The sequence below is a fragment of the Solidesulfovibrio sp. DCME genome (assembly GCF_049995385.1).
GTDB lineage: Bacteria > Desulfobacterota > Desulfovibrionia > Desulfovibrionales > Desulfovibrionaceae > Solidesulfovibrio.
Genome location: NZ_CP188261.1, coordinates 1,014,289 through 1,034,541, shown reverse-complemented (window position 1 = coordinate 1,034,541; position 20,253 = coordinate 1,014,289). Strand labels below are relative to the sequence as shown.

Sequence of the window (20,253 nt, the reverse complement as noted above, 5' to 3'; positions counted from 1 at the left end):
GTTCTTGTTACTATACGCCTGAGATGGGACATGCAAAACGCACCCGCCGCACCCACTTCAATGAAATCAGTGGGATAACATGCACCCGGGGGCGCACCCACCACGCACCCGGGGCGCACCCGGAGTCGATGCCGGTTTGAATACCCTCACCAATCCTTAGGCAAACCCGTGCGACTTACGGGTTTCAATGATTTCATATAGATACGAGCGACAAGACCCAGGGGCGGGCGAAATCTCTAGCAACTTCAACCAGTTGACCGAGTGCGCCGCTAAATTCGCGCGCTGCCGAAATTGAGGGTTTTTCTGCATCGACTTGGTAAGGATAGCTCGGACGGGGGCTGTTCATGTCCTTTACCAAGAGGTAGGCTTGGCTATAATCGTACCATCGGGTAAGATAATGGGGTCGGGAAACTGTGCTGCCCTAAGGTGCTGATTGCGAATGTATCTACGAAAAGAAACAGCAGCACCAAGAGGCGGTGGCAGTGAATTGTCAGGGCAAATAATACCAACAGGCTTTTTTAATTCTTTGCTTACAATTCTAATTGGTTCAACAAGGTCAGTATCTTTTGATATTACGACTGCTACATCAAATTCATCTTTCCAGCCATCGTTGACAAGGTGGACGGCAAGATTGACATCGGAGCCTTTTTCTTCAAATTCTCGAACCTCAACATATCTCGTGCCGTCCTGGAGCGGTTTTACAAGTGGCCTCTTTGCTACCTTTGAAAGAAAGTTTCCTTTATAGACAGAAAAACCACGAATTGTTGAAAGGGCATTCAAATAAATTTGTTGTCGTTTTGGTTGGTCATGGTCAACATGACCTGAAACCATGGCCGTGTAATATTTAATATGCGCTACATCATTTGACGAATCAAGAATCTGTTCAACCAACAAGCGCAGATTCAACCATTTATACGGCGTACTTTTTAGGGCTCTGTAATATAAATTAAAGCCGTCAATATATACGTTTGTCCGCTTGCTCAATCGAAACCCCTGATAAAAAGCAAGGGCCGCCAGAGTCACCCCCGACGGCCCCTGAACCGGCAGCACGCTGCCGGTGGGTAGGCTCGAAAGCAATCTAAGCATTCCCCCCGCCCGTGTCAACTGAATCGACGGCCCGCATGGGTTAACCTCGCAGGCCGCCCACTCCCCGAGGGGGAGGTACGCTCTCAACTCACTGTTTTCCTTGCTAATCCACCGTTTTCCCTGCCCGCCCCGCCGGCCCGCAAAATAATCCTGTGATTTCAATATGCTGGGAATAGGCGACATGCCCGCCCCAAAAGCGGCCGAAAATCGCGTCCCGGCGGCCCCCAAAAACGCGGCTTTTTCCTAGTGGTTTCAACTATTTTCACGGGACCCCTTGCAACGACTCGATTTTCATGCTTACAATATGCTTACAGGAGGTGGAGAGATGACCACCAAAATGACCCACATGCTCCGGATCGCGCCGGCCACGGCCCGACGGCTCAAAGCCTACGCCCGAGAAAACAGCCAGACCATGGACGGGGGCATCAACTCGTTGCTGGACGCCGCCGGCTTCCCCCGCGAGCACGTCCTCGATGCCTACACCTGGGCCGGCGACCAGGAAGGCCAGGAACGTTTTCAAGCGATGCTTGAGGCGGCGGAAAAGGCCGGGGACAAGCTCCTGGCGGCCTTCGCCAGGAAGCGGTTGCGTCAAATCGCGGACGCACTTGCCGGCGAAGGGGAACCCGAGTGACCGCAAGCACACCCCGCGATGCCGAACGTATGTTCCGGGAACAAGGTTTCTCCCGAAAAGCCGCCAAAATCGCCGTTGCCGGGATGCGCTCGCAAGGTGCTTTCGTGCAGAAGCCCAAGCAAAATTTTGTAACCAGAATCTTCAACGCCCTTAAAGGAGAGTAACCGAATGGAAGCCGAGATCAAAAGCCTTATTGAACAGCAAGGCAAGGCGTTCATGGACTTCAAGTCCCGCACCGATACCGAAATCAAGGAACTTGGCGCTGCCCTTGACGAGATCGCCAAAAAGCAAAACCGCCCGCCTGCTGCTGGTGGTAGCTTCCACGCCACCCACGAAAGCAAGGCCGCCCTTGGCCGCTACGTCCGTACCGGCGACCTGCCGGACACGGAACGCAAGGCTTGGACCGAGGCTAGCGATTCTGCCGGTGTGCTGGTCCCCGAGCAAATTGCTTCGGCTGTCATGGCCGTGGCTAAGAAATACAGTCCCATGCGTGAAGTCTGCAAGGTGATCCAGATTCAGACTACTGCATCGAAGTTCACGCAACCGATCATTGTAGACGGCTCGCCGTCCGGTTGGGTTGGTGAAGTTGATGACCGCCCCAACACTGCCGCGCCGTCCATCGAAGGCATTACTTTCCCCGACGCGGAATGTTACTGCAACATTCCGTTGTCTACTTGGGTGGATGAAGATTCGCAGGCCGCCGACCTTGTTATTCAAGAAATCGGCAAGAGTTTCGGACGCAGTGAAGGTTCCGCCTTCATCACTGGCGATGGAAGCAAAAAGCCTATCGGCTTCCTTCACGGCACGCCTTCTGCTGACGACGATGACACCCGCGCCTTCGGCACGCTGCAATACCTGCTTTCCGGCAGTGCTACCGGCCTTACCTCCGATGCTCTTATTTCCCTGGTCTACAGTCTCAAGCCTGAATACCGCATGAACGGTGTTTGGGTGATGAACGCCAGCACCATTGCCGCCGTCAGAAAGCTCAAGAACACCAGCGGCGATTATATCTGGTCTGACTCTATCGCCCCCGGTCAACCGGCCATGTTGCTTGGCTATCGTGTGCTCGAAGCCGCCAACATGCCGGATATTGAGGCCGGTGCGCTTCCGATTGCTTTCGGTGACTTCGCCAGCGGCTACACGATCCTTGACCGCTCCATGGCGATGCTGCGCGACCCGTATTCGGTGAAGCAGTACGTGCAGATTTACGCCCGCAAACGTGTTTCTGGCAACGTCACTGACTCTTGTGCTATCAAGCTGTTGAAGGTCGGCACGGCCTAAAACATAAAAGTTGCATTGGCCTTCTCCAGCTAATGTGACGTTCATCACGCCAGGACCGGGAGAAACGAGCGGGACGCCCGCCCGGTCCATTACAAAATTTCGCACTTAATAGTGCAACGCATTTGCGCCGTAGCCGTGCTATAGCGCATTGCCTGACAGGGACAGGCAGGCAAGTGAGGCGTTGTGGAGTCGAAAGCCAACGCGACGATGCAACGCCTCACAATTTTTCGCGGCACACAAGCCGCAACAGCTTTGCAGTAAGCGTCCGCCCCGGCGCATACTGTAACCGGCCGGGCGGGGAGAATCCGGCGAGCCCATGCAACTCGCAAACCCCCGCCTGACCGGATTTTAACGGATAAACAAATGCAAGAACCCACCACACACAGAGTCACATGCCGCGAGTGCAAGCAATTTGTCCCTTCCACGGTGCCGACCATTGGCCTTTGCCTGCGATTCCCTGAAATGCGGGCGAGAGACACTACGATTGGCGGTCACACGGTTTGCCTGAAGTTCGAGGAGCGTGCGAAATGAGCGTTGTAGTGCAACGTCGCCGCCGTCCTGTGCCGGATGCTTGCGAGAACTGCAATCACTACTGCGAGGAACACGGGTCTTGCAGACACCCACAACCAATCGGACCCCGTGGTGAAGATGGTTGGCCGCGCACAACAAAAGATTTCTGGTGCAGCGGCTACGTTCCGCGCCGGATCAAGCGATGACCACGCCCATTTCCCAACGTCGCCGCAAAGAACTAGCCGAGCTCCAGGCAATGGCCACGCAACGCGGCTTTTCCATCGGTTGGCACCGCGACGGTTTGACTATAGGACTATGCGCCGGGCCATGGTGCGCCGAAAACATAAAGGCGGCAGGCCGTTACAGCTACGTTAAAAATGTTCTAGAAATGTTCCCACCGCGAGATTTCCTCTTGACTGAATTTTCCCTTCCGTAGCCAATCTCCACAACTTCCTATAGTCTCTGTATGCATGAAACAGATAAAAAAAGTCCTCTGATTCCGAGGGCTTTTTAATCTTTCTTTCTAACTTGTATCCAAAATTATGGCTTATTTATACCTCGCTGCCTACAATATTTAATAAAAAACAACTTATTACGCTATGCGTTATATAGTGTGCAACGCATAGCTCTAGCAAAATAAATGTTGACCATATTTTTTTAGTTATTGTATGCAAGTGCCATTCACGTAATTCATCTTAGCATATAGGAGCTTTCACAATGACTAAGAGCCTTGAAATCCCGATGTTCCAGCCCCGGCCCCGCCCCAAGTTCAAGCGCGAAGGATCAAATGTTGTGGCCTACTACGACCAAGACCTTACGCCTGTACGCGAGGCCCTGGCCACTCAATGGGACGGCGCGCCACTTTCTGGCAAGGTGGCTCTTGAAGCAGAGTTCCGCGTTGCCCTGCCCAAACGGGTTTCCAAAGCGCGCCGGGCCGCTATGCTGGCTGGCGAGATCGGGCCGAAATGCGGTGCCGGCAAAACGGCCAGCGACTATTTGCGCGCCGTCCTGGACTGCCTGCCCGGAGTTGTGGTTCAAGATGACCGGAATGTCGTTTTGATTACTGGCAGAATGTGCTATGCCGAAATCGCCGGGGCTACGCTGAGGGTTGGTGAAGCACAGTTCTTGGCGATGTAGGAGGTCAGGCATGTGCAAGACCGCATTCTTGGCGTTCCTGGGAATGGTCCTGGCCGCCGGGCCAGTCCTGGCCGGGCAGGAGGGCGAGCAGCGTTTCTATGGGCCTTCCGGCCGATATGAGGGACGGGCTACGCCCGATGCGGCGAACGACCGGCAAAAGAGCCTGTACGACGCAAGCGGGCGTTATGTGGGCCGTGTGATGACCGACCAGGACGGCAACGCCAGGGTTTATGACCAGCACGGTAAATATGTTGGCAGATCGTCCGGTGACCGGATGCCGGACCCGAAGAAATAACGTCGCCCCGGGCGACGGAAAGGGCGTCAGCGGTGATGACACCCTAAGAAGGGGGGTCGGTTGTACCGACTCCCCTTTTTCGTGGCCTGTCCATCCCCTCGCGCCCACCCGTACGCTTCAAAGGATGGACAGAAGATGGACAAAATGACCTTCTCGGAAAATTCAGCTTGAAGTCAATTTTCTTTAAAGCAGATAACATACTGAAATATTTGGTGCCCGAGGCCGGAATCGAACCGGCACGTCCCGAAGAACAAGGGATTTTAAGTCCCTGGCGTCTACCAATTCCGCCACTCGGGCACGCAAACTTTTCTTTTGCCCTATTGCGCCCCGGCGCGTCAATCGAGTGCATAGCCTTCCCCCGCCCTTTCTGCTACACCCACCCCCATGACGCAGCTACGAAAACGCCTCGTCGTTCTCGGACTCGACGGGCTCCCCCACGACCTCGCAACATCCCTGGCCGCCTGCGGCAGCTGCCCCAACCTGGCCAGGCTCCTGGCGCAAAACGCCACCACCATCGAGGCCGAACTCCCCGAGCTCTCGCCCGTCAACTGGACCTCCGTCATCACCGCCGCCGGTCCCGGGCGCCATGGCGTCTTCGGCTTCGTCGGCATCGATCCGGCCACCTACACCCTCGGCCCCGTCGATGCCGCCGCCATCCGCGTGCCGACGCTCATGGACCGCCTGACCAAGGCCGGGTTGACTGCCAAAATCGTCAACCTGCCCTGCGCCGCACCGGTCAAACCCTTGCGCGGCGCCATCATCGCCGGCTTTCCGGAAACGGACCTCGCCCGGGCCGTCCACCCGCCCGAGCTGGCCCAAAACCTCCGCCTGGCCGGCTACAGCCTCGAGGCCGACACCTCGCGCGGGGCGTCCGACTTCGACGCCCTGGCCCGGGGCCTGCGCAAAACCCTGGCCTCGCGCCGGGCCGCCCTGGAAATGCTCTGGGCCGGCGGCGACTTCGACCTGTTCCTGCTCGTGGCCACCGAAACGGACCGGCTGTTCCACTTCTTCTTCCCGGCCGTGGCCCACCCCGAGCATGCCCTGCACGCCGCGGTCCTCGACCTGCTCGCCGACTGGGACCGGCTCGTCGGCCTGGTCCTCGACCGCTACGACGCCTTGCCCGAGCCCAAACGGCTGATCGCCCTGGCCGACCACGGATTCACGGAACTTGCAACCGAGGTCGACCTCAACGTCTGGCTGGCCAAACGGGGCCTGCTGCTGACCACCCCCGGCGCCCGAAACCAATGGGACGCCCACATCGCCCCCCACCAGACCGCCGCTTTCGCCCTGGACCCGGGCCGCATCTACATCAACACCAAGGAGCGCTTCGCCCGGGGCGTGTTCCACGAGCATGTGGCCCAGAAGCTGGCCAGGGAACTGCGGGACGAACTCCTCGCCCTGACCTTCGAGGGCGCGCCGGTCATGGAGGCGGTCTACCTGGCCGAGGAGATCTACGACGGCCCGCAGCTGCGCCGGGCGCCGAACCTTATCTGCCTGGGCCGCCCGGGCCTGAGCCTCACGGCCAAGTTCGACCGCACCGAGCTTTTCGGCCGCTTCGGCCGCACCGGCTGCCACAGCGCCCACGGGGCGCTTTACTGCGACACCGCCGCCGCCCGCCCGGGCACCACCACCGGGGCCGGACGCAAAATCGCGGCCTATTTCGACCTCCCCGAACCAAACGAGCCGGCATGGATTTCGAACGCGATTTGAACCCGGCCCAGCGCCAGGCCGTCCTGACCACCGAAGGCCCCGTCCTCGTCATCGCCGGGGCCGGCTCCGGCAAGACCCGCACCATCGTCTACCGCCTGGCCCATCTGGTCTCGGGCGGGGTGGACCCGGCCTCGATCCTCCTGTTGACCTTCACCCGCAAGGCCGCCCAGGAGATGCTCACCCGGGCCGGCCTGCTTTTGGCCATGGGCCCCGACGGCGTCTGCGGCGTCTCGGGCGGCACATTCCACGCCTTCGCCTTCGCCACGCTTCGCCGCTACCATGCCGCGGCCGGCTTTCCCGAGGGGTTCACCGTCCTCGACGCCGCCGACTGCGAGGACATCCTGGGCCAGGCCAAGGACAGCCTCGGCATCGGCAAGGGCGACCGCTCCTTTCCCCGCAAATCGGCCATCCTGGGGCTGCTGTCCAAGGCCCGCAACAAGGAGCTCGACGTCACCGACGTCATCGGCCGCGAGGCCTTCCACCTGCTGCCCCATGCCGGGGACATCGCCCGCCTGGGCGAGGCCTACACGGCGTTCAAGGCCGAGCACCACCTGCTCGACTACGACGACCTGCTGTTCTCCCTGGAGCGCATGCTCACCGAGCACCCCGACCTGGCCGATTTCCTGCGCCAGCGCCACCGCTACATCATGGTGGACGAGTACCAGGACACCAACCGCGTCCAGGCCAGGCTCACGCGCCTGCTCGCCCCGGCCACGGGCAACGTCATGGCCGTTGGCGACGACGCCCAGTCCATCTACGCCTTTCGCGGGGCGACGGTGGACAACATCCTGGATTTCCCCAACCTCTTTCCCGGCACCCTGGTCGTGAAGCTGGAGCAGAACTACCGCTCCACCCAGCCCATCCTGTCGCTGACCAACGCCATCTTGCAAAACGCCGGACGCAAGTTCGAAAAGCACCTCTACTCCAACCGCGAGGACGGCCCGGCCCCGGAACTGGTGCGCCCCTTTTCCGACCTGACCCAGGCGACCATGGTGGCGGCGAAGATCCGCGAGCTTTCCGGCCGCTATCCCCGCCACGAGATCGCCGTGCTGTTTAGGGCCGGCTACCAGTCCTACGCCCTGGAGGTGGAACTGGGCAAAATGGGCGTGGCCTTCCAGAAATTCGGCGGCCTGCGCTTTTCCGACGCCGCCCATGTCAAAGACGTGCTGTCCTACCTGCGCCTGGCCCGCAACACGGCCGACTTCCCGGCCTGGACCCGGGTGCTCGCCTTCGTGCCGGGCATCGGCCAGAAGACGGCGGCCAAAATCTTTGCCGCCATCCAGGCCGGCGACCGGGCCGTGCTCGGCAAGATGGCCGCCAAGTCGGCCGAATTCCGGTCGCTTATTGAATTCCTCGACGCCCTCCGGGCCGCGCCGCCCGCCCCGGCCGACCTGCTCGAGCGCGTCATCGAGGCCTACGCCCCGCTTCTGGCCGAGAAGTTCCCCGACGACTACCCCAGGCGCCAGGCCGGCCTGGAACAGCTCCAGCAGATCGCCGCCGGCTACGGCGACCTCGACGCCTTCCTGGCCGACCTCGTCATCGAAAACCCCGACGAGGACCGCAAGAAAACCCGCGAGGACCACGTGGTCCTGTCCACGGTCCATTCGGCCAAGGGCCTGGAGTGGGCGGCGGTCCTGCTTATCGACCTGGTGGACGAACGCTTCCCCTCGCGCCACGCCCTGTCGCGGTCCGAGGACCTGGAAGAGGAACGGCGGCTGCTCTACGTGGCCTGCACCCGGGCCCGGGACTGCCTGACCCTTTTCGCGCCGGAAACCGTCTACCAGCGCCAGGGCGGCGGCTGCGCCCCGGCCTTGCCGAGCCTTTTTTTGCGCGAACTCCCCCCCGGCCAACTGGCCGAGCGGCGCGAACGCCTGGGTGGCGGCGGGGGGGGCACGTTCGCCGCCTGCCCCGCGCCGCGCCAGGCCCCGGCCGACCGGCCGGCCCGCGCCTTCGCCGAGGCGACCGCCCGGGCGGACAGCGACCCCATGCCGGCCGCCCCGGCGGTGCCGCCCGGCAAGCTCGGCTACTGCCGCCACAAGATCTTCGGCCGGGGAAAAATCATCGCCTCCCTCGACGGCGGCAAGTTCCGGGTCAATTTCCCGGACTTCGGCCCCAAGGTCATCCTTGCCGCCTACCTCGAAATGGAGGATGCTGCCTCGCCGCCCTCTTGACCGTGTAACCGCGACGCCCGGGAAACCTTGTGCGCATCCGCTGGAAACTCTTCTGGCTGCTGGCCGCCATTTCGCTCGTGCCGCTGGTCCTTTTGCGGATCAACAGCCAGTTCGCCCTCTCCCGCCTGGCCGAGAAGCTCTCCACCCGGGTGGGGGCGCATCTGGTGGCCGAGGCGCAAACCCGGCTGCTGCGCCTGGTGGAGGACCATGCCCGGCTGCTGGCCGCCCGCCGCCAGGCCCTGTCCCTGGCCGTGGCCATGCAGGCGGCGGCCGTGCAAAGGGCCTTGGAAAACCCCAGCCCCCCGGCCCTGGCGCCCGACACCGTCATCCTGGTCGCCCCGGAAATGGGCATGGGTATGCGCCGCCAGCTCTCCGACGACCCGGGCCTGGCCGCGGCACCGAACTATTTCCGCCTGGACCCGGACGGCATGGTCACGTCCCTGCCCATCGACACGAACCGCCTGACCCTGCGCCTGCTCCCCGGCCCGACCGGGGCGCCCAGCCGGGCCGAGGCCCTGGCCACCCTGCTTGGGCCCTACCGGAAGGTCGCCGCCCTCACCGGGCCCCTGGCCCATTTCCAGTCCACCGTCCTGGCCGACGGCCTGGCCGCGACCTACCCGGCCACGGCCGGCCTGCCCAGGCGCCACGACCCGCGCCAGGCCCCCTGGTACCTGGCGGCCATGGCCCTGCCCGGGCCGGCCTGGACCTCGGCCCAGGTCGAACCCGGCACCGGGCGCGTGTGCGTGGCCGCCTCCAGCCGCGTCACCGACAGCCACGGCACACCCCTGGGCGCCACGGCCATCTTCACGCCCCTCGACGACCTGCTGGCCACGGTCACCTCCACCGAGCATCTGCCCGGCGCGGTCGAAAGCCTGCTCGTCGTGGCCATGCCCGGCCCCGACGGAGGGGTCAGCCTGGTGACCCAGGCCGGCGAGGTCCGGCCCGGCCGCGGCCACGGTTGGCATGCCTACGTCACGCCCGCCCCGCTGCCCGTGGCCGAGCCGGCGGTTCTGGCCGCCATGGCCACGGACGTGGCCGCGGGCACCTCCGGCGTGCGCCGGCTCACCTACCAGGGCCGGGACAGCCTGGCTGCCTATGCCCCCACGGTGCGGGGCGAGGCGCTGTTGCAGGTCGCGCCCGTCACCGACGTGCTGGCCGAAGCCCGGGCCGTGGCCGACGACGTGCGCGACAGCATCGAACGCCTCTACCTCTTCGGCACGGCCATCGTCCTGGCCGTCATGCTGGCCCTGGTCTTCCTGTCGCTTTCCGCCTCCCGGGCCGTGACCCGGCCCATCCTGGCCCTGACCAAGGCGGCCGGACGGCTGGCCGAGGGGGATTTCGCCGCCCGGGTCGAAACGCCCGGCACGGACGAGATCGGCGACCTCGGGCGCGTCTTCAACGAGCTGGCCCCGCGCCTGGACGCCCATCTGCGGCTGTGCGAATCCGTGGGGCTGGCAAGCCAAGTCCAACGCAGCCTCCTGCCGGACCATCCGCCGGATTTCCCCGGCCTGGCCCTGGCCGGGGCCAGCCGCTACTGCGACGAAACCGGGGGCGATTATTTCGATTTCCTGACCTTTGACGGGGAAAAGGCCGGGGTCCTCGGCGTGGCCCTGGGCGACGTCTCCGGCCATGGCCTGGAAGCGGCGCTTTTAATGACCACGGCCCGGGCCTTGCTGCGCCCCCGGGCCGCCGCGCCGGGTTCGCCCGGCGCCATCATGGCCGACGTCAACCGGGAACTGACCCGCGACGTCTACGGCACGGGCCGGTTCATGACGCTTTTTTACCTGGAGGTCGACCCGGCCCGGGGCGCGGCCGCCTTCGCCCGGGGCGGCCACGACCCGGCCCTGCGCTTCGACCCGGCGACGGGCCGCCTGGACGAGCTGACGGCCAAGGGCATGGCCCTGGGCGTGGCCGAGGAGGCCCGGTTCGAAACCGGCACCGTCACCGGCCTGACCCCGGGCCAGACCATCTGCATCGGCTCCGACGGCCTGTGGGAGGCCGAAAACGAAGCCGGCGAAATGTTCGGCAAGGCCCGCGTCCGCGATATTCTGGCCCAAACGGCCATAAACGGCCCCCAGGCCGTGCTCGACGCCCTGTTCGCCGCCCTGGACGCCTTCCGAGGGTCGCGCGCCCTCGACGACGACGTGACCCTTGTCATCCTCACCCTGACCGCGCCGCCCGCCTAAGGAGGTACCGCCATGCCCGTGACCGAAAAGGAAGCCAAGTTCAAATACTGCCCGCTTTTGACCACCCACGACGACAAGCTCAAATTCTGCCAGGGCGCCATGTGCATGATGTGGCGGGCCGCCGGGCCGGATAGGGGTTTTTGCGGCCTGGCCGGCCGGCCCCTGGGGCTGCCCGCCGAGGCCTAGGCGCCACCATCCCCTTTTCGGGACGGAATCTGTTGACGCGACGGGTTGTTGTGTTAGGTTTTCCCAGAGGCCGGGGCCTGTCATGCCCGGCCCGACGAGTTTTCCATGCTGCGAGCACTCATCGTCGACGACGATCCGGTCAATAGCCGCTTCCTGTTGGAAATCCTGTCCCCCTACGCCGCCTGCGACACCGCCCGGGACGGACGCGGCGGGCTGGAGGCCTTCGGCCGGGCCCTTGCCAAGGGTCAGCCCTACGACCTGGTCTTCGTCGACGTCATGATGCCCGGCATGGACGGCCACCAGGCCCTGGAAGGCATGCGCCACCTGGAACACGAAAAGGGCGTGCCCTCGCTTAGCGCGGCCAAGGTCATCATGATCTCGGCCCTGGACGATTCCCGCACCGTCTACCGGGCCTTTTTCGAAGGCCAGGCCCTGTCGTTTCTGGCCAAGCCCTTCACCTGCGACTCCGTTCTGGAAGAACTGCGCAAGTTCGACATCATCACCCCCCCAGCAACCAAAGCGCCAAGGAGCGACGCATGAGCCAAACCCCGGACCGCCGCTTCACCCCCCAGGAACTGGCCGGCTTCGACGGCAGCGACGGCAAGCCCGCCTACGTGGCCTACAAGGGCATCGTCTACGACATCACCGGCAGCCGCCTGTGGAAAACCGGCAAACACATGAACCGCCACCACGCCGGCGCGGACATGGGCCTGGACCTGGCCCAGGCCCCCCATGCGCCGGACGTCCTGGAACGCTTCCCCCGGGTGGGGCTGCTCGAGGCCCCGGCCCTGGCCCCGGAACAGTTGGCCGACCGCGTGCCGCCACGCCTGTCGCGCCTGATGAAGCGCTTCCCCATGCTCAAGCGCCACCCGCACCCCATGACCGTGCATTTTCCCATCGCCTTTTGCACGCTCATCCCGCTGTGCCTGCTCCTGGCCCTTGTCACGGGCTGGAGCGGCTTCGACGCGGCCATGGTCGTGCTGCTCGGCGCGGCCGTCCTTTTTACGCCTGTGGCCATCGTCACCGGCCTTTTCACCTGGTGGCTCAACTACGCCTCGGCCCGCATCAAGCCCGTGATCATCAAGCTCGTCGCCACGCCCGTGCTCTTTCTGTTCGTACTGTGGGCCTTCGTGGCCCGGCTCAACGCCCCGGACTTCCCGGCCCAACCGGGCCAGCATGCCGGGCTCATCGTCCTGATCCTGGCGCTGTTCCCGCTGGTGTCGCTCATCGGCTGGTTCGGCGCGGCGTTGACCTTTCCGCCGCACGACGAGTAGCGGCGGGCTGGGGAGAAGAGCGGGGCGCTGCCCCGGACCCCGCCGAGGGGCATGATGCCCCCCGGACCCCCTCGACGGGGCGGGCGGGGGAATGGTCGGGAGCGTCGGCCGGCGGGGCGTCGGTCGTTGTGGTCACGGAAATGGGCCTGCCGACACTGGCCGCAAAGCCGGCCAGCACGGCAGGCCCATTTCCGTGACCACGGGCGCCAGCGGCGAAGCGCCGCATTTGAAGAATAAGGCTTTTCTGAGGCTTTCAAAGCAAAAAATCCAACACCTCGGCCCGAAGGGCCGACGGCTGGGCGCGGCCGGAATTGCGCCTTTCGAGCCAGGAGCGCAGCGACGGCATCGAAAGGCGCAATTCCGGCCGCGCATCTTCCCACCGCGTACGCCAACCCATCCGGTGGCCGCAGCCTCTGCGCCCAACGACGCCGCCGGGGGGGCCTGGGGGGCGTCACGCCCCCCAGTGGGGAGGTCCAGGAGGGGCAACGCCCCGCCTGGCGGGGTACGGGGCAGCGCCCCGCCTGGCGGGGTACGGGGCAGCGCCCCGCCTGGCGGGGTACGGGGCAGCGCCCCGCCTGGCGGGGTGCGGGGGCAGCGCCCCTGCCCGCCGGAGGCCTCCACCACCAATCCCTACCGGTCCCCCACCGATCCACACCGGTCCACATCGGCCGGATACGAGGCCGGCCACGCCCTCCTACCCGGACTCTTCCAGGGGAAAGGTGACGTGAAAGGTGGTGCCCCGGCCGGCTTCGGTGACGAAACGGATGGCACCCTTGTGACGTTCGACGATGGCCAGGGCGATGGACAGGCCTTGGCCTCCGCCTTTGCCGACGTCGTGGGTGGTGTAGAAGGGATTGAAGATCTTGTCCTGAATTTCCAGCGGGATACCTGTCCCTTTGTCCGTGACCGAGACGGCGACGTTGTGTCCTTCGAGCCGGCTGGCCACCCGCACGCAGGCATCGAGGCGGCCGGTTTTTTCCGTGGCCTGGGCGGCATTTATCAGCAGGCACAGGAGCAATTGGTTGAAATCACCGGGCACGCACGGCAGCGGCGGCAGGTTTTCGGCCAGGTCCGTTTCCAGGCAGATGGGGAATTCCTGGGCGCTGCGGGCCATTTCAACCGTGGCCAGGATGGCTTCGTTGACGTCGATGGCCTGGCGGCCCATCCCTTCGGTCCGGGCGAAACGCTTGATGGAGCGCACGAACCCGGCCACGCGCTCCACGCCTTCCAGACTCTCCTCCAGGGCTAACGGCAGTTCCGTCAGCACGGTTTCCAGGTCGTGTTCGCGGCGGAAGGCCTCGATGTCCTGCCGGGCCGTCTCCAGTGTATCGCCTTCCCTGGCGCGGAACAGGGCGGTTTCGTATTTGTCGAGCAGGCTGAGCAGGCGCGGCAGGTTGGCTTTGGCGAAATCCAGATTGCCGGTGACGTACTGCAAGGGGGTGTTTATCTCGTGGGCCACGCCGCCGGCCAGATGCCCGATGGCTTCCAGGCGCTTGGCCGTGGCCAACTGGGCCTCGAGCTGGCGCAGGCGGGTGATGTCGGTATAGACTTCCAGGCTGCCCTGGTAATCGTTGTCCGGGCCGGTGATGGGCGACGGGGAGGCCATGACGCAGAGGGTGCGGCCGTCGGCGCGCAGCAACCCCATTTCATAGGGTTCGGCCAGCCCCTGGCGCCGGGCGTCGAGGGCTTCGACGAACCGCGGCCGGTCCTCGCCGCGGATGCAATCGGCCAGGGGGCGGCCGACGATTTCCCCCAGGGGATGGCCGAGCATTTGCCCCAGGGTTTCGTTGGCGAAGTCGACGCGGCCGTCCGGGGACAACACGGCCAGGCCCTGGTGCATGATGTCAATCAGGGTGCGATAGCGCTCCTCGCTTTGGGCCAGGGCCTGTTCGGTGCGGCGGCGTTCGGTCACGTCGCGGCACACGACCACCTTGCCGGCAAATTTTCCGGAGATGTCCGCCAGGTGTTCGACGACCACGTCGTAGACCCAGGCCTGCTCGCCGACGGACGTCTGCGTTTCGGTCACGACGCGGCCCGCGTCGGCGGACTGCTCCAGGGCCGGCCCAAGCCAGGGCAGCAGCTCGGCCAGGGGACGGCCGCGGACCGCCCGGCGCACATCCTCGTGCCCAAGCCGCGCGTCGGCATAATACAGCGATCCCGCCGCGCCGCCGTAGCCGATCATGCGAAGGCCCATGGTGTTGCTGTTTTCCAGCCCATCCTTGGCGTCAAGCAGGAAGAGGCCATGGGGAATGGACTCGAACACCGTGAGGTACTTGTTCTTCTCGTTGGCCAGGCAGAGATTTTCCCGGCCAAGCTCATCGGAGGCGGTCTGCCCGGAAAGCTTGGCCCAACGCAGCACGAAAACGAATTCCATGCGCTCGAAGCATTCGGCCACGAACGCGCCGGCCGCGGCGGCTTCCTCGGCCGGCAACCGCCCCTGGCCGATCAGTTCCAGGTAGGCCCGACGGTAGTATTTGAGCAATCCCCAGAACATGGCCAGGGTCACGCCGCGCTTGCGGTGCCGTTCGGCCTCGAGGGCGGCGAAGGCTGCCACGGGATCGTCCGGAAATTCCAGGCCAATGGGGTATTCGCGAGGCGTCCCGTCGCAGACGTCGAGGGCGTCGCAAATGGCCGCGGTCAGGCCGGCGATGGAGACGCGCCAAGGTTCGACCAGGGTAGAGGTATAGGCGGCGTATCCCTGGACCTTGGCAAAGGCGAGCACGCGTTCCATCAACTGCATCTCGCCGGAAACCAACAACTCACGCAGCCCGGAACCCCAGGCTGGCAGGGCTGGTCGCGGACAGGGCTCCATGGGGCCTCCGGCTTTTAGCGGCGAGGGTGGGGCAACCTGATTGCCACATATTCGCCCAAAGGCCCCCGGCCGTCAATCGCCATCCCTAACCGAGGATCAGGTGGACGACGAGCACGGCCAGGACCAGGGCGGGATAAAAACTGGCCCGGTTGAACAGGGCCGCGGCGGCCTCGTCGGCCAGGGAGGCCGCCAAGGCCACGGACGGCGGTAAAAGCAGCCAGGCGCCGCCGAGCGTCGCGGCCAGCCACAACGGCGCGGACACCGCCAGGGGCGAAAGGGCCAGAAGCGGCACGGCCAGGGCCAGGCTCGCGGCCAGGCAGGCCACGGCCAATCGGCTGGCCCGGCGGTAGCCCAGCACCACGGGCACGGTGCGGGCGCCGGTTATGGCGTCGCGGGCGGCGTCATGCCAGTCGGCGGGGATGTTCTGGCCGCCGATCTCCCAGGTGAAGACCCAGGCGAAAAGCCCCAGCAGGAACCACGGCGAGGGGTCGGGGCTCACGGCAAAGGCGGCGGCCAGCGGCCCCAGGGCCTTGACCACGCCGTTAATAAGCGCCCGCAGGTGGCTGACGGTCAACAGCAGGCAATAGGCCGTCTCCAGGAGGCAGCCGGCGATAAGCAGCCAGGCGCACACGGGATTGAGGACCCAGGCGCCGCAAAACGCGGTCACCGCCCAAAAAAGGAACCAGGCCACGGCGGCGGGCAGGGTCAGGTAGCCGTGGGCCAGGGGATGGCGGATGAAGGCCGCGTCGAGGTAGTTGAGCCGCGCGTCCCGGCCGCTCGCTTCCACCTGGCGCTTGTCGGAGCGGTAGTCCACGATGTCGTTTAAGGCATACACGGCGGTATAGCCGGCAAAGACGGTCAGGCAGCCGAGCGCGATCACCGAGGCCGGCGGCAACCCACCCCGGCACAGCAGCGCGGCGCAAAACGGCCCGGCCAGGTCGAGCAGGCCGTGAGGGGTGCGGGAGAGGGCCAGGTAGACCGTCAGGGCGAAACGGCCGGCGCGCGGCGACGAGGAGGCAGCCATGGGCGGCCAGGGGCTAGGCCCCGTCCTCCGGGGCGACCTTGCCGCCGAACACCCGGTACTGGTAGGCGTTGTAGAAGACGAGCACCGGCAAAAGCCCGCCGACCACGGCCAGCATGACGCGCAGCATGGGCTCCGGTGCGGCGGCCGCCCGGGCGGTCACGGCCGGCGGCACGATCAGCGGGAAAAGGCTCGTGCCAAAGGCCGCGAAGACGAAGACGAGCATGACGGCGCAGTACATGAGCGGCCGGCGCTCCCAGCCCTTGCCCAGGGCCCGGAAATACAGCGCGGCGCACAGCACCGCCCCGACCAGCAGCAGCACGAAGCCCGGCGACAGCCCCCGCTGCCCCGGCCGGCCCACCAGATGGCCCAGGTTGCCGTCCAGGAGGATGTAGCCGATCACCAGGACCAGCATGGCCACCGCGGCCGAACCATAGCGGATACCCCACAGCCGGGCCTGGGCCTGGAGCTCGCCGTCGGTTTTGAGCACCAGCCAAGCCGCGCCGAACATGGCATACAGGCAGACAAGCGTCACACCGACCAGGATGGTGAAGGGCGAGAACCAGTCGAAGGCGCCGCCGAGGAAGCGCAGGCCGTCGAAGGGCATGCCCTGGAGGATGCCGCCGAGCAGAAAGCCGTGGGCCAGGGCCACGGCCAGGCTGCCCCAGCCGAAGACCAGCGACCAGGGCCGCTTGCGGTCGGCCTCGGCCCGGTATTCCAGGCCGATGCCCCGGGCCATGAAGGCGAACAGCAAAAAGCCCGCCGGCAGGTACAAGGCGGCCAGCACCGTGCCGTAGACCAGGGGAAAGGCGCCGAAAAGCACGCCGCCGAGCATCACCAGCCAGGTCTGGTTGGCATGCCAGACGCTGTCGATGGATGCGGTCATGGCCTCGCGCCAGGCCTCGCTGTCGGTGTGCAGGCACAGGATGCCGACACCCAGGTCGAAGCCGTCGGTGAACACGTACAGCCACAGCAACAAGGCCATGATCCAGTACCAGACGTCGGCTACGTTCATATCCATTTCTGCCGCCTTTTGCGTTCCATCACTGCGCCAGCCACTCTCCAGCTTTTGGGTCCCCGCCCCTTATGGGGTGGTCCAGGAGGGGCCCCCGGCCCCTCCTGGCCGCCGGAGGCATTCTCCCCCTATCTCAGCCGCCCCTACCCTACTCCCCTACTACTCCGTGCCCAGGGGGCGGGAGTTCGGCCAGGTCCGGCCCCTTGCGGACCAGCTTGGCCATGAAAAAGAGGAACAACGTAAAAAGCACGGCATAGGCCGCGACAAACCCCGTCAGCGACAGCCAGACCGCCCCGGCGGCCAGGTCGGAATGGCCCTCGCCCGTGCGGATGAGCCCGTAGGCCAGCCAGGGCTGGCGGCCGACCTCGCGGGTGACCCAGCCCATGAGCACGGCCAGGTAGGCCCCGCCGGCCATGAGCCCCCAGGCGTAATAGAGGTAACGCTCCCCCGTGGCCCGCTCCGGGGAAAGCCGTCCCTGGCGCCAGGCCCAGACGGTCCAGGCCATGACGGCCATCATGGCGAAGCCGACGCCGACCATGAGCCGGAAGGCGTAAAAGGGCAGCACGATGGGCGGGCGGTCCTCGCGCGGGAAATCCTTGAGCCCCGGCACGGTGCCGGTGGGGGAATGGGTAATGAGCAGGCTCAGGGCATAGGGGATCTGGATTTTGAAGAAATTGCGTTCGTTTCGGGGATCGGGCCAGGCCAGCATGTTCCAGGGCGCGCCGGTACCGGGCTTGTTGGTGTCCCAGTGGGCCTCGATGGCCGCCACCTTGGCCGGCTGGAGCCGGCCGATCTCCTGGCCGTTGGAGTCGCCGACGAAGGCCTGCAAGGGGGCCACGACAATGGCGGCCAGGGCGGCGATCTTAAATGACTTGAGGAAAAAGGGGACGTTGCGGCCAAGCAGGATGTTGGCCCCGGAGACGGCGCCGACAACGAACAGCGTCACCTCCAGGCAGGCCAGATACATGTGGGAAAAGGCCAGGGGCAGGTCCGGGGAAAAGACGGCGGCCAGGTAGTTGTCCACCACGAAGATGCCGCCTTCGATGTGCCCGCCGGACGGGGTCTGCATCCAGGAATTGGCCACCAGGATCCAGAAGGCCGACAGCGACGAGCCGAAGGCGACCATGAGGGTGGAGAAAAAATGCATCTTGGGCCCCACCCGCTTCCAGCCGAAAAGCATGAGGTAGAGGAAGGCCGATTCGAGCATGAAGGCCATGGTGCCCTCGAAACCGAGGATCTGGCCGAAGAAGTTGCCGACCGTGGCCGAAAACGGCCCCCAGTTGGTGCCGAACTGGAATTCCAGGGGAATGCCCGAGACCACGCCCACGGCGAAATTGACGGCGAAAAGCCGCGACCAGAAGCGGAACTGGCGGTAGTAGAGCACCTCGCCCGTGCGCAGCCACAGCCATTCGAGTACGACGAGGAACACGGCCAGGCCGATGGTGAGCGTGGGGAAGGTGATGTGAAAGGCCGTGGTCAGGGCGAACTGCACCCGGGACAGAAACACCGGATCGGTCAGGAATTCCGTCATGGCGGCTCCATGGCCCGGTCAGGGGCGGCCGGTTTTGATGCCCACGCCGAGGATGAACAGACGCGATTCGTGAAACCCCGGCAACAGGCTGAGGCCCGCCGCGGCCAGGGCGGCCCGGAACTCGGGGCCGTGAAAACGGTCCTTGCGGGGATGGGCCAGCATGACCCGAAACAACGGATTGGCATAGAGCGGCGGATAGATTTCCTCGAAATAAAAGGCGCCGCCGACACGCAGCACCCGGGCCAGCTCGGCCACGCCCCGGCGCCAGTCGGGCAGGTGGTGGACGATGCCGAAATTGACCACGGCATCGAAGGCGCCGTCGGCATAGGGCAGGCGCTCGGCGTCGCCGAGGAGGAAGAGGCTTTGGGCCAGCGGCCCTTTTTTCGGCCGCCGGGCGGCCACCCGGATCATGGCCGGGTCCACGTCCAGGCCGTGGTAGAGCCCGGGCCGAAACACGCGGGCGAAGATCCCGGCCCCGCCGCCGTCGCCGCAGCCGATCTCCAATACCCTGGCCCCGGCCGGGATGGGATGGCTGGCCCGGAAAAAGGCCACCTCGCGCCACTGGGCGATCTTGCGGACAAAACTGCGACAGTAGAACCGTTCCGGCCAGTTGACTTCCATGTTCCCCCTCTTGGCCGCAAAGGCGCGACTCTCCCAGGTTGCACCAGACGGGCGGGGGCGCTGTCAAGGGAAATCTCTATGTGCGGCTAGCCCTTGCGCCCGGTGAATACCCGGGCCAGGCCGAAGGTCAGGTCGGTCACGGCGCACTCCCCGAACCCGGCCTCGGCCATCTGGGCCAAAAAGGCCGCGTCCGACGGGAAGGCGTCCACGGATTCCACCAGATAGCTGTAGGCGTAGTCGGTGCGCGACAGGAAGTTGCCCACGGGCGGCAGGAGGCGGTCGAAATAGAAGCGGTACAGGGCCTTGCCCAGCCCGTTTCGGGGCAGGCCGAATTCCATGATGTGCAACCGCCCGCCCGGCACCAGCACGCGGTGGAATTCGCGCATGACGCAGACCCGCTCGGCGATGTTGCGGATGCCAAAGGCCATGGTCACGGCGGCGACGCTACCCGCCGCAACCGGCACCTCGCGGCAATCGGCCACGGCCAGGCGGTAGCCGGAAACGCCCCGACGCCGGATCTTTTCCGCGGCCACGGCCAGCATGGCCGGGGAGAAATCGAGGCCGAGAACCCGCAGCCCCGGCCGGCGGCGGCGGATGGCCAGGGCGACCTCGCCCGTGCCCGTGGCCGCGTCGAGAACCAGGCCCCAGCCCGGCTCGATCATGTCCACCAGGCGCTTTCGCCAGTAGATGTCCACGCCCAGGGACAGGGCGCTATTTTGGAAGTCGTAGGAAAAGGCGATGTCCTCGAACATGCGCCGCACGAGCGTGTCTTTCATGGCTGCCCCC

At 65.1% G+C, this 20,253-nt stretch carries 18 protein-coding genes and 1 tRNA gene; 11 read left to right on the top strand and 8 right to left on the bottom strand.

Going from position 1 to position 20,253, the window contains the following annotated elements:
* Positions 1–351 precede the first annotated feature (351 nt).
* On the bottom strand, positions 352–1,086 hold the full coding sequence (locus tag ACP59X_RS04370; protein ID WP_428565449.1) for an NYN domain-containing protein: 735 nt from the start codon (positions 1,084–1,086) through the stop codon (positions 352–354).
* Positions 1,087–1,411: 325 nt separating this feature from the next.
* Here ACP59X_RS04370 and ACP59X_RS04365 point away from each other — a divergent pair, with 325 nt between their 5' ends.
* The 5 genes from ACP59X_RS04365 (at position 1,412) to ACP59X_RS04345 (ending at position 4,940) form a co-directional block, all read left to right on the top strand.
* The gene (locus ACP59X_RS04365; protein WP_428565447.1) at positions 1,412–1,717 is read left to right on the top strand and encodes a hypothetical protein; all 306 of its coding nucleotides are present in this window, start codon (positions 1,412–1,414) and stop codon (positions 1,715–1,717) included.
* Entirely contained in the window at positions 1,714–1,881 is a 168-nt protein-coding gene (locus ACP59X_RS04360) for a hypothetical protein (RefSeq protein WP_428565445.1), read from the top strand. Before ACP59X_RS04365 ends, ACP59X_RS04360 begins: the two co-directional genes overlap by 4 nt.
* 4 nt (positions 1,882–1,885) lie before the next feature.
* The gene (locus tag ACP59X_RS04355; protein ID WP_428565443.1) at positions 1,886–2,998 is read left to right on the top strand and encodes a phage major capsid protein; all 1,113 of its coding nucleotides are present in this window, start codon (positions 1,886–1,888) and stop codon (positions 2,996–2,998) included.
* 1,227 nt (positions 2,999–4,225) lie between these two features.
* Positions 4,226–4,645: a RusA family crossover junction endodeoxyribonuclease gene (locus ACP59X_RS04350; protein WP_428565441.1), complete on the top strand. Its 420-nt coding sequence runs from the start codon at positions 4,226–4,228 to the stop codon at positions 4,643–4,645.
* A 10-nt stretch (positions 4,646–4,655) separates the two neighbouring features.
* Positions 4,656–4,940: a hypothetical protein gene (locus tag ACP59X_RS04345; protein ID WP_428565439.1), complete on the top strand. Its 285-nt coding sequence runs from the start codon at positions 4,656–4,658 to the stop codon at positions 4,938–4,940.
* Positions 4,941–5,150: 210 nt separating this feature from the next.
* Here ACP59X_RS04345 and ACP59X_RS04340 read toward each other — a convergent pair.
* Positions 5,151–5,237 (bottom strand) — tRNA-Leu (locus ACP59X_RS04340).
* Between the two features lie 87 nt (positions 5,238–5,324).
* On the opposite strand from ACP59X_RS04340, the gene ACP59X_RS04335 reads away from it, so the two are divergent.
* The 6 genes from ACP59X_RS04335 to ACP59X_RS04310 all read left to right on the top strand — a co-directional run bounded on the left by ACP59X_RS04335 (position 5,325) and on the right by ACP59X_RS04310 (position 12,467).
* The gene (locus ACP59X_RS04335; protein WP_428565437.1) at positions 5,325–6,650 is read left to right on the top strand and encodes an alkaline phosphatase family protein; all 1,326 of its coding nucleotides are present in this window, start codon (positions 5,325–5,327) and stop codon (positions 6,648–6,650) included.
* A complete protein-coding gene (locus tag ACP59X_RS04330; protein ID WP_428565435.1) occupies positions 6,629–8,821 on the top strand; it encodes an ATP-dependent helicase in 2,193 nt (730 codons plus the stop codon). The genes ACP59X_RS04335 and ACP59X_RS04330 overlap by 22 nt, the downstream gene beginning before the upstream one ends.
* A 29-nt stretch (positions 8,822–8,850) precedes the next feature.
* Positions 8,851–11,007 (top strand): SpoIIE family protein phosphatase, encoded by a 2,157-nt coding sequence (locus ACP59X_RS04325; protein WP_428565433.1) that lies wholly within the window; start codon positions 8,851–8,853, stop codon positions 11,005–11,007.
* Positions 11,008–11,019: 12 nt separating this feature from the next.
* Positions 11,020–11,193, top strand: coding sequence for a hypothetical protein (locus ACP59X_RS04320; RefSeq protein ID WP_428565431.1), 174 nt, complete (start codon positions 11,020–11,022; stop codon positions 11,191–11,193).
* Positions 11,194–11,298: 105 nt separating this feature from the next.
* Positions 11,299–11,733, top strand: coding sequence for a response regulator (locus ACP59X_RS04315; protein ID WP_428565429.1), 435 nt, complete (start codon positions 11,299–11,301; stop codon positions 11,731–11,733).
* Positions 11,730–12,467: a DUF2231 domain-containing protein gene (locus ACP59X_RS04310; protein WP_428565427.1), complete on the top strand. Its 738-nt coding sequence runs from the start codon at positions 11,730–11,732 to the stop codon at positions 12,465–12,467. The genes ACP59X_RS04315 and ACP59X_RS04310 overlap by 4 nt, the downstream gene beginning before the upstream one ends.
* A 694-nt stretch (positions 12,468–13,161) precedes the next feature.
* On the opposite strand, the gene ACP59X_RS04305 is transcribed toward ACP59X_RS04310, so the two are convergent.
* The 6 genes from ACP59X_RS04305 to ACP59X_RS04280 all read right to left on the bottom strand — a co-directional run bounded on the left by ACP59X_RS04305 (position 13,162) and on the right by ACP59X_RS04280 (position 20,243).
* Positions 13,162–15,279, bottom strand: coding sequence for a PAS domain-containing sensor histidine kinase (locus ACP59X_RS04305; RefSeq protein WP_428565425.1), 2,118 nt, complete (start codon positions 15,277–15,279; stop codon positions 13,162–13,164).
* 85 nt (positions 15,280–15,364) lie between these two features.
* Positions 15,365–16,303 (bottom strand): UbiA family prenyltransferase, encoded by a 939-nt coding sequence (locus ACP59X_RS04300; protein ID WP_428565423.1) that lies wholly within the window; start codon positions 16,301–16,303, stop codon positions 15,365–15,367.
* Positions 16,304–16,316: 13 nt separating this feature from the next.
* A complete protein-coding gene (gene cydB, locus ACP59X_RS04295; protein WP_428565421.1) occupies positions 16,317–17,321 on the bottom strand; it encodes a cytochrome d ubiquinol oxidase subunit II in 1,005 nt (334 codons plus the stop codon).
* A gap of 142 nt (positions 17,322–17,463) precedes the next feature.
* A complete protein-coding gene (locus tag ACP59X_RS04290) occupies positions 17,464–18,846 on the bottom strand; it encodes a cytochrome ubiquinol oxidase subunit I (RefSeq protein WP_428565419.1) in 1,383 nt (460 codons plus the stop codon).
* 18 nt (positions 18,847–18,864) lie between these two features.
* Positions 18,865–19,467: a class I SAM-dependent methyltransferase gene (locus ACP59X_RS04285; RefSeq protein WP_428565417.1), complete on the bottom strand. Its 603-nt coding sequence runs from the start codon at positions 19,465–19,467 to the stop codon at positions 18,865–18,867.
* 86 nt (positions 19,468–19,553) lie between these two features.
* Positions 19,554–20,243, bottom strand: coding sequence for a ubiquinone/menaquinone biosynthesis methyltransferase (locus ACP59X_RS04280; RefSeq protein ID WP_428565414.1), 690 nt, complete (start codon positions 20,241–20,243; stop codon positions 19,554–19,556).
* Positions 20,244–20,253: the final 10 nt, after the last annotated feature.

Bases quoted from the DNA above. Each gene is read 5' to 3' on its own strand.
- ACP59X_RS04370 (WP_428565449.1), bottom strand. From the start codon at position 1,086: ATGCTTAGATTGCTTTCGAGCCTACCCACCGGCAGCGTGCTGCCGGTT.
- ACP59X_RS04365 (WP_428565447.1), top strand. From the start codon at position 1,412: ATGACCACCAAAATGACCCACATGCTCCGGATCGCGCCGGCCACGGCC.
- ACP59X_RS04355 (WP_428565443.1), top strand. From the start codon at position 1,886: ATGGAAGCCGAGATCAAAAGCCTTATTGAACAGCAAGGCAAGGCGTTC.
- ACP59X_RS04350 (WP_428565441.1), top strand. From the start codon at position 4,226: ATGACTAAGAGCCTTGAAATCCCGATGTTCCAGCCCCGGCCCCGCCCC.
- ACP59X_RS04345 (WP_428565439.1), top strand. From the start codon at position 4,656: ATGTGCAAGACCGCATTCTTGGCGTTCCTGGGAATGGTCCTGGCCGCC.
- ACP59X_RS04335 (WP_428565437.1), top strand. From the start codon at position 5,325: ATGACGCAGCTACGAAAACGCCTCGTCGTTCTCGGACTCGACGGGCTC.
- ACP59X_RS04330 (WP_428565435.1), top strand. From the start codon at position 6,629: ATGGATTTCGAACGCGATTTGAACCCGGCCCAGCGCCAGGCCGTCCTG.
- ACP59X_RS04320 (WP_428565431.1), top strand. From the start codon at position 11,020: ATGCCCGTGACCGAAAAGGAAGCCAAGTTCAAATACTGCCCGCTTTTG.
- ACP59X_RS04315 (WP_428565429.1), top strand. From the start codon at position 11,299: ATGCTGCGAGCACTCATCGTCGACGACGATCCGGTCAATAGCCGCTTC.
- ACP59X_RS04310 (WP_428565427.1), top strand. From the start codon at position 11,730: ATGAGCCAAACCCCGGACCGCCGCTTCACCCCCCAGGAACTGGCCGGC.
- ACP59X_RS04305 (WP_428565425.1), bottom strand. From the start codon at position 15,279: ATGGAGCCCTGTCCGCGACCAGCCCTGCCAGCCTGGGGTTCCGGGCTG.
- ACP59X_RS04300 (WP_428565423.1), bottom strand. From the start codon at position 16,303: ATGGCTGCCTCCTCGTCGCCGCGCGCCGGCCGTTTCGCCCTGACGGTC.
- cydB (WP_428565421.1), bottom strand. From the start codon at position 17,321: ATGGATATGAACGTAGCCGACGTCTGGTACTGGATCATGGCCTTGTTG.
- ACP59X_RS04290 (WP_428565419.1), bottom strand. From the start codon at position 18,846: ATGACGGAATTCCTGACCGATCCGGTGTTTCTGTCCCGGGTGCAGTTC.
- ACP59X_RS04285 (WP_428565417.1), bottom strand. From the start codon at position 19,467: ATGGAAGTCAACTGGCCGGAACGGTTCTACTGTCGCAGTTTTGTCCGC.
- ACP59X_RS04280 (WP_428565414.1), bottom strand. From the start codon at position 20,243: ATGAAAGACACGCTCGTGCGGCGCATGTTCGAGGACATCGCCTTTTCC.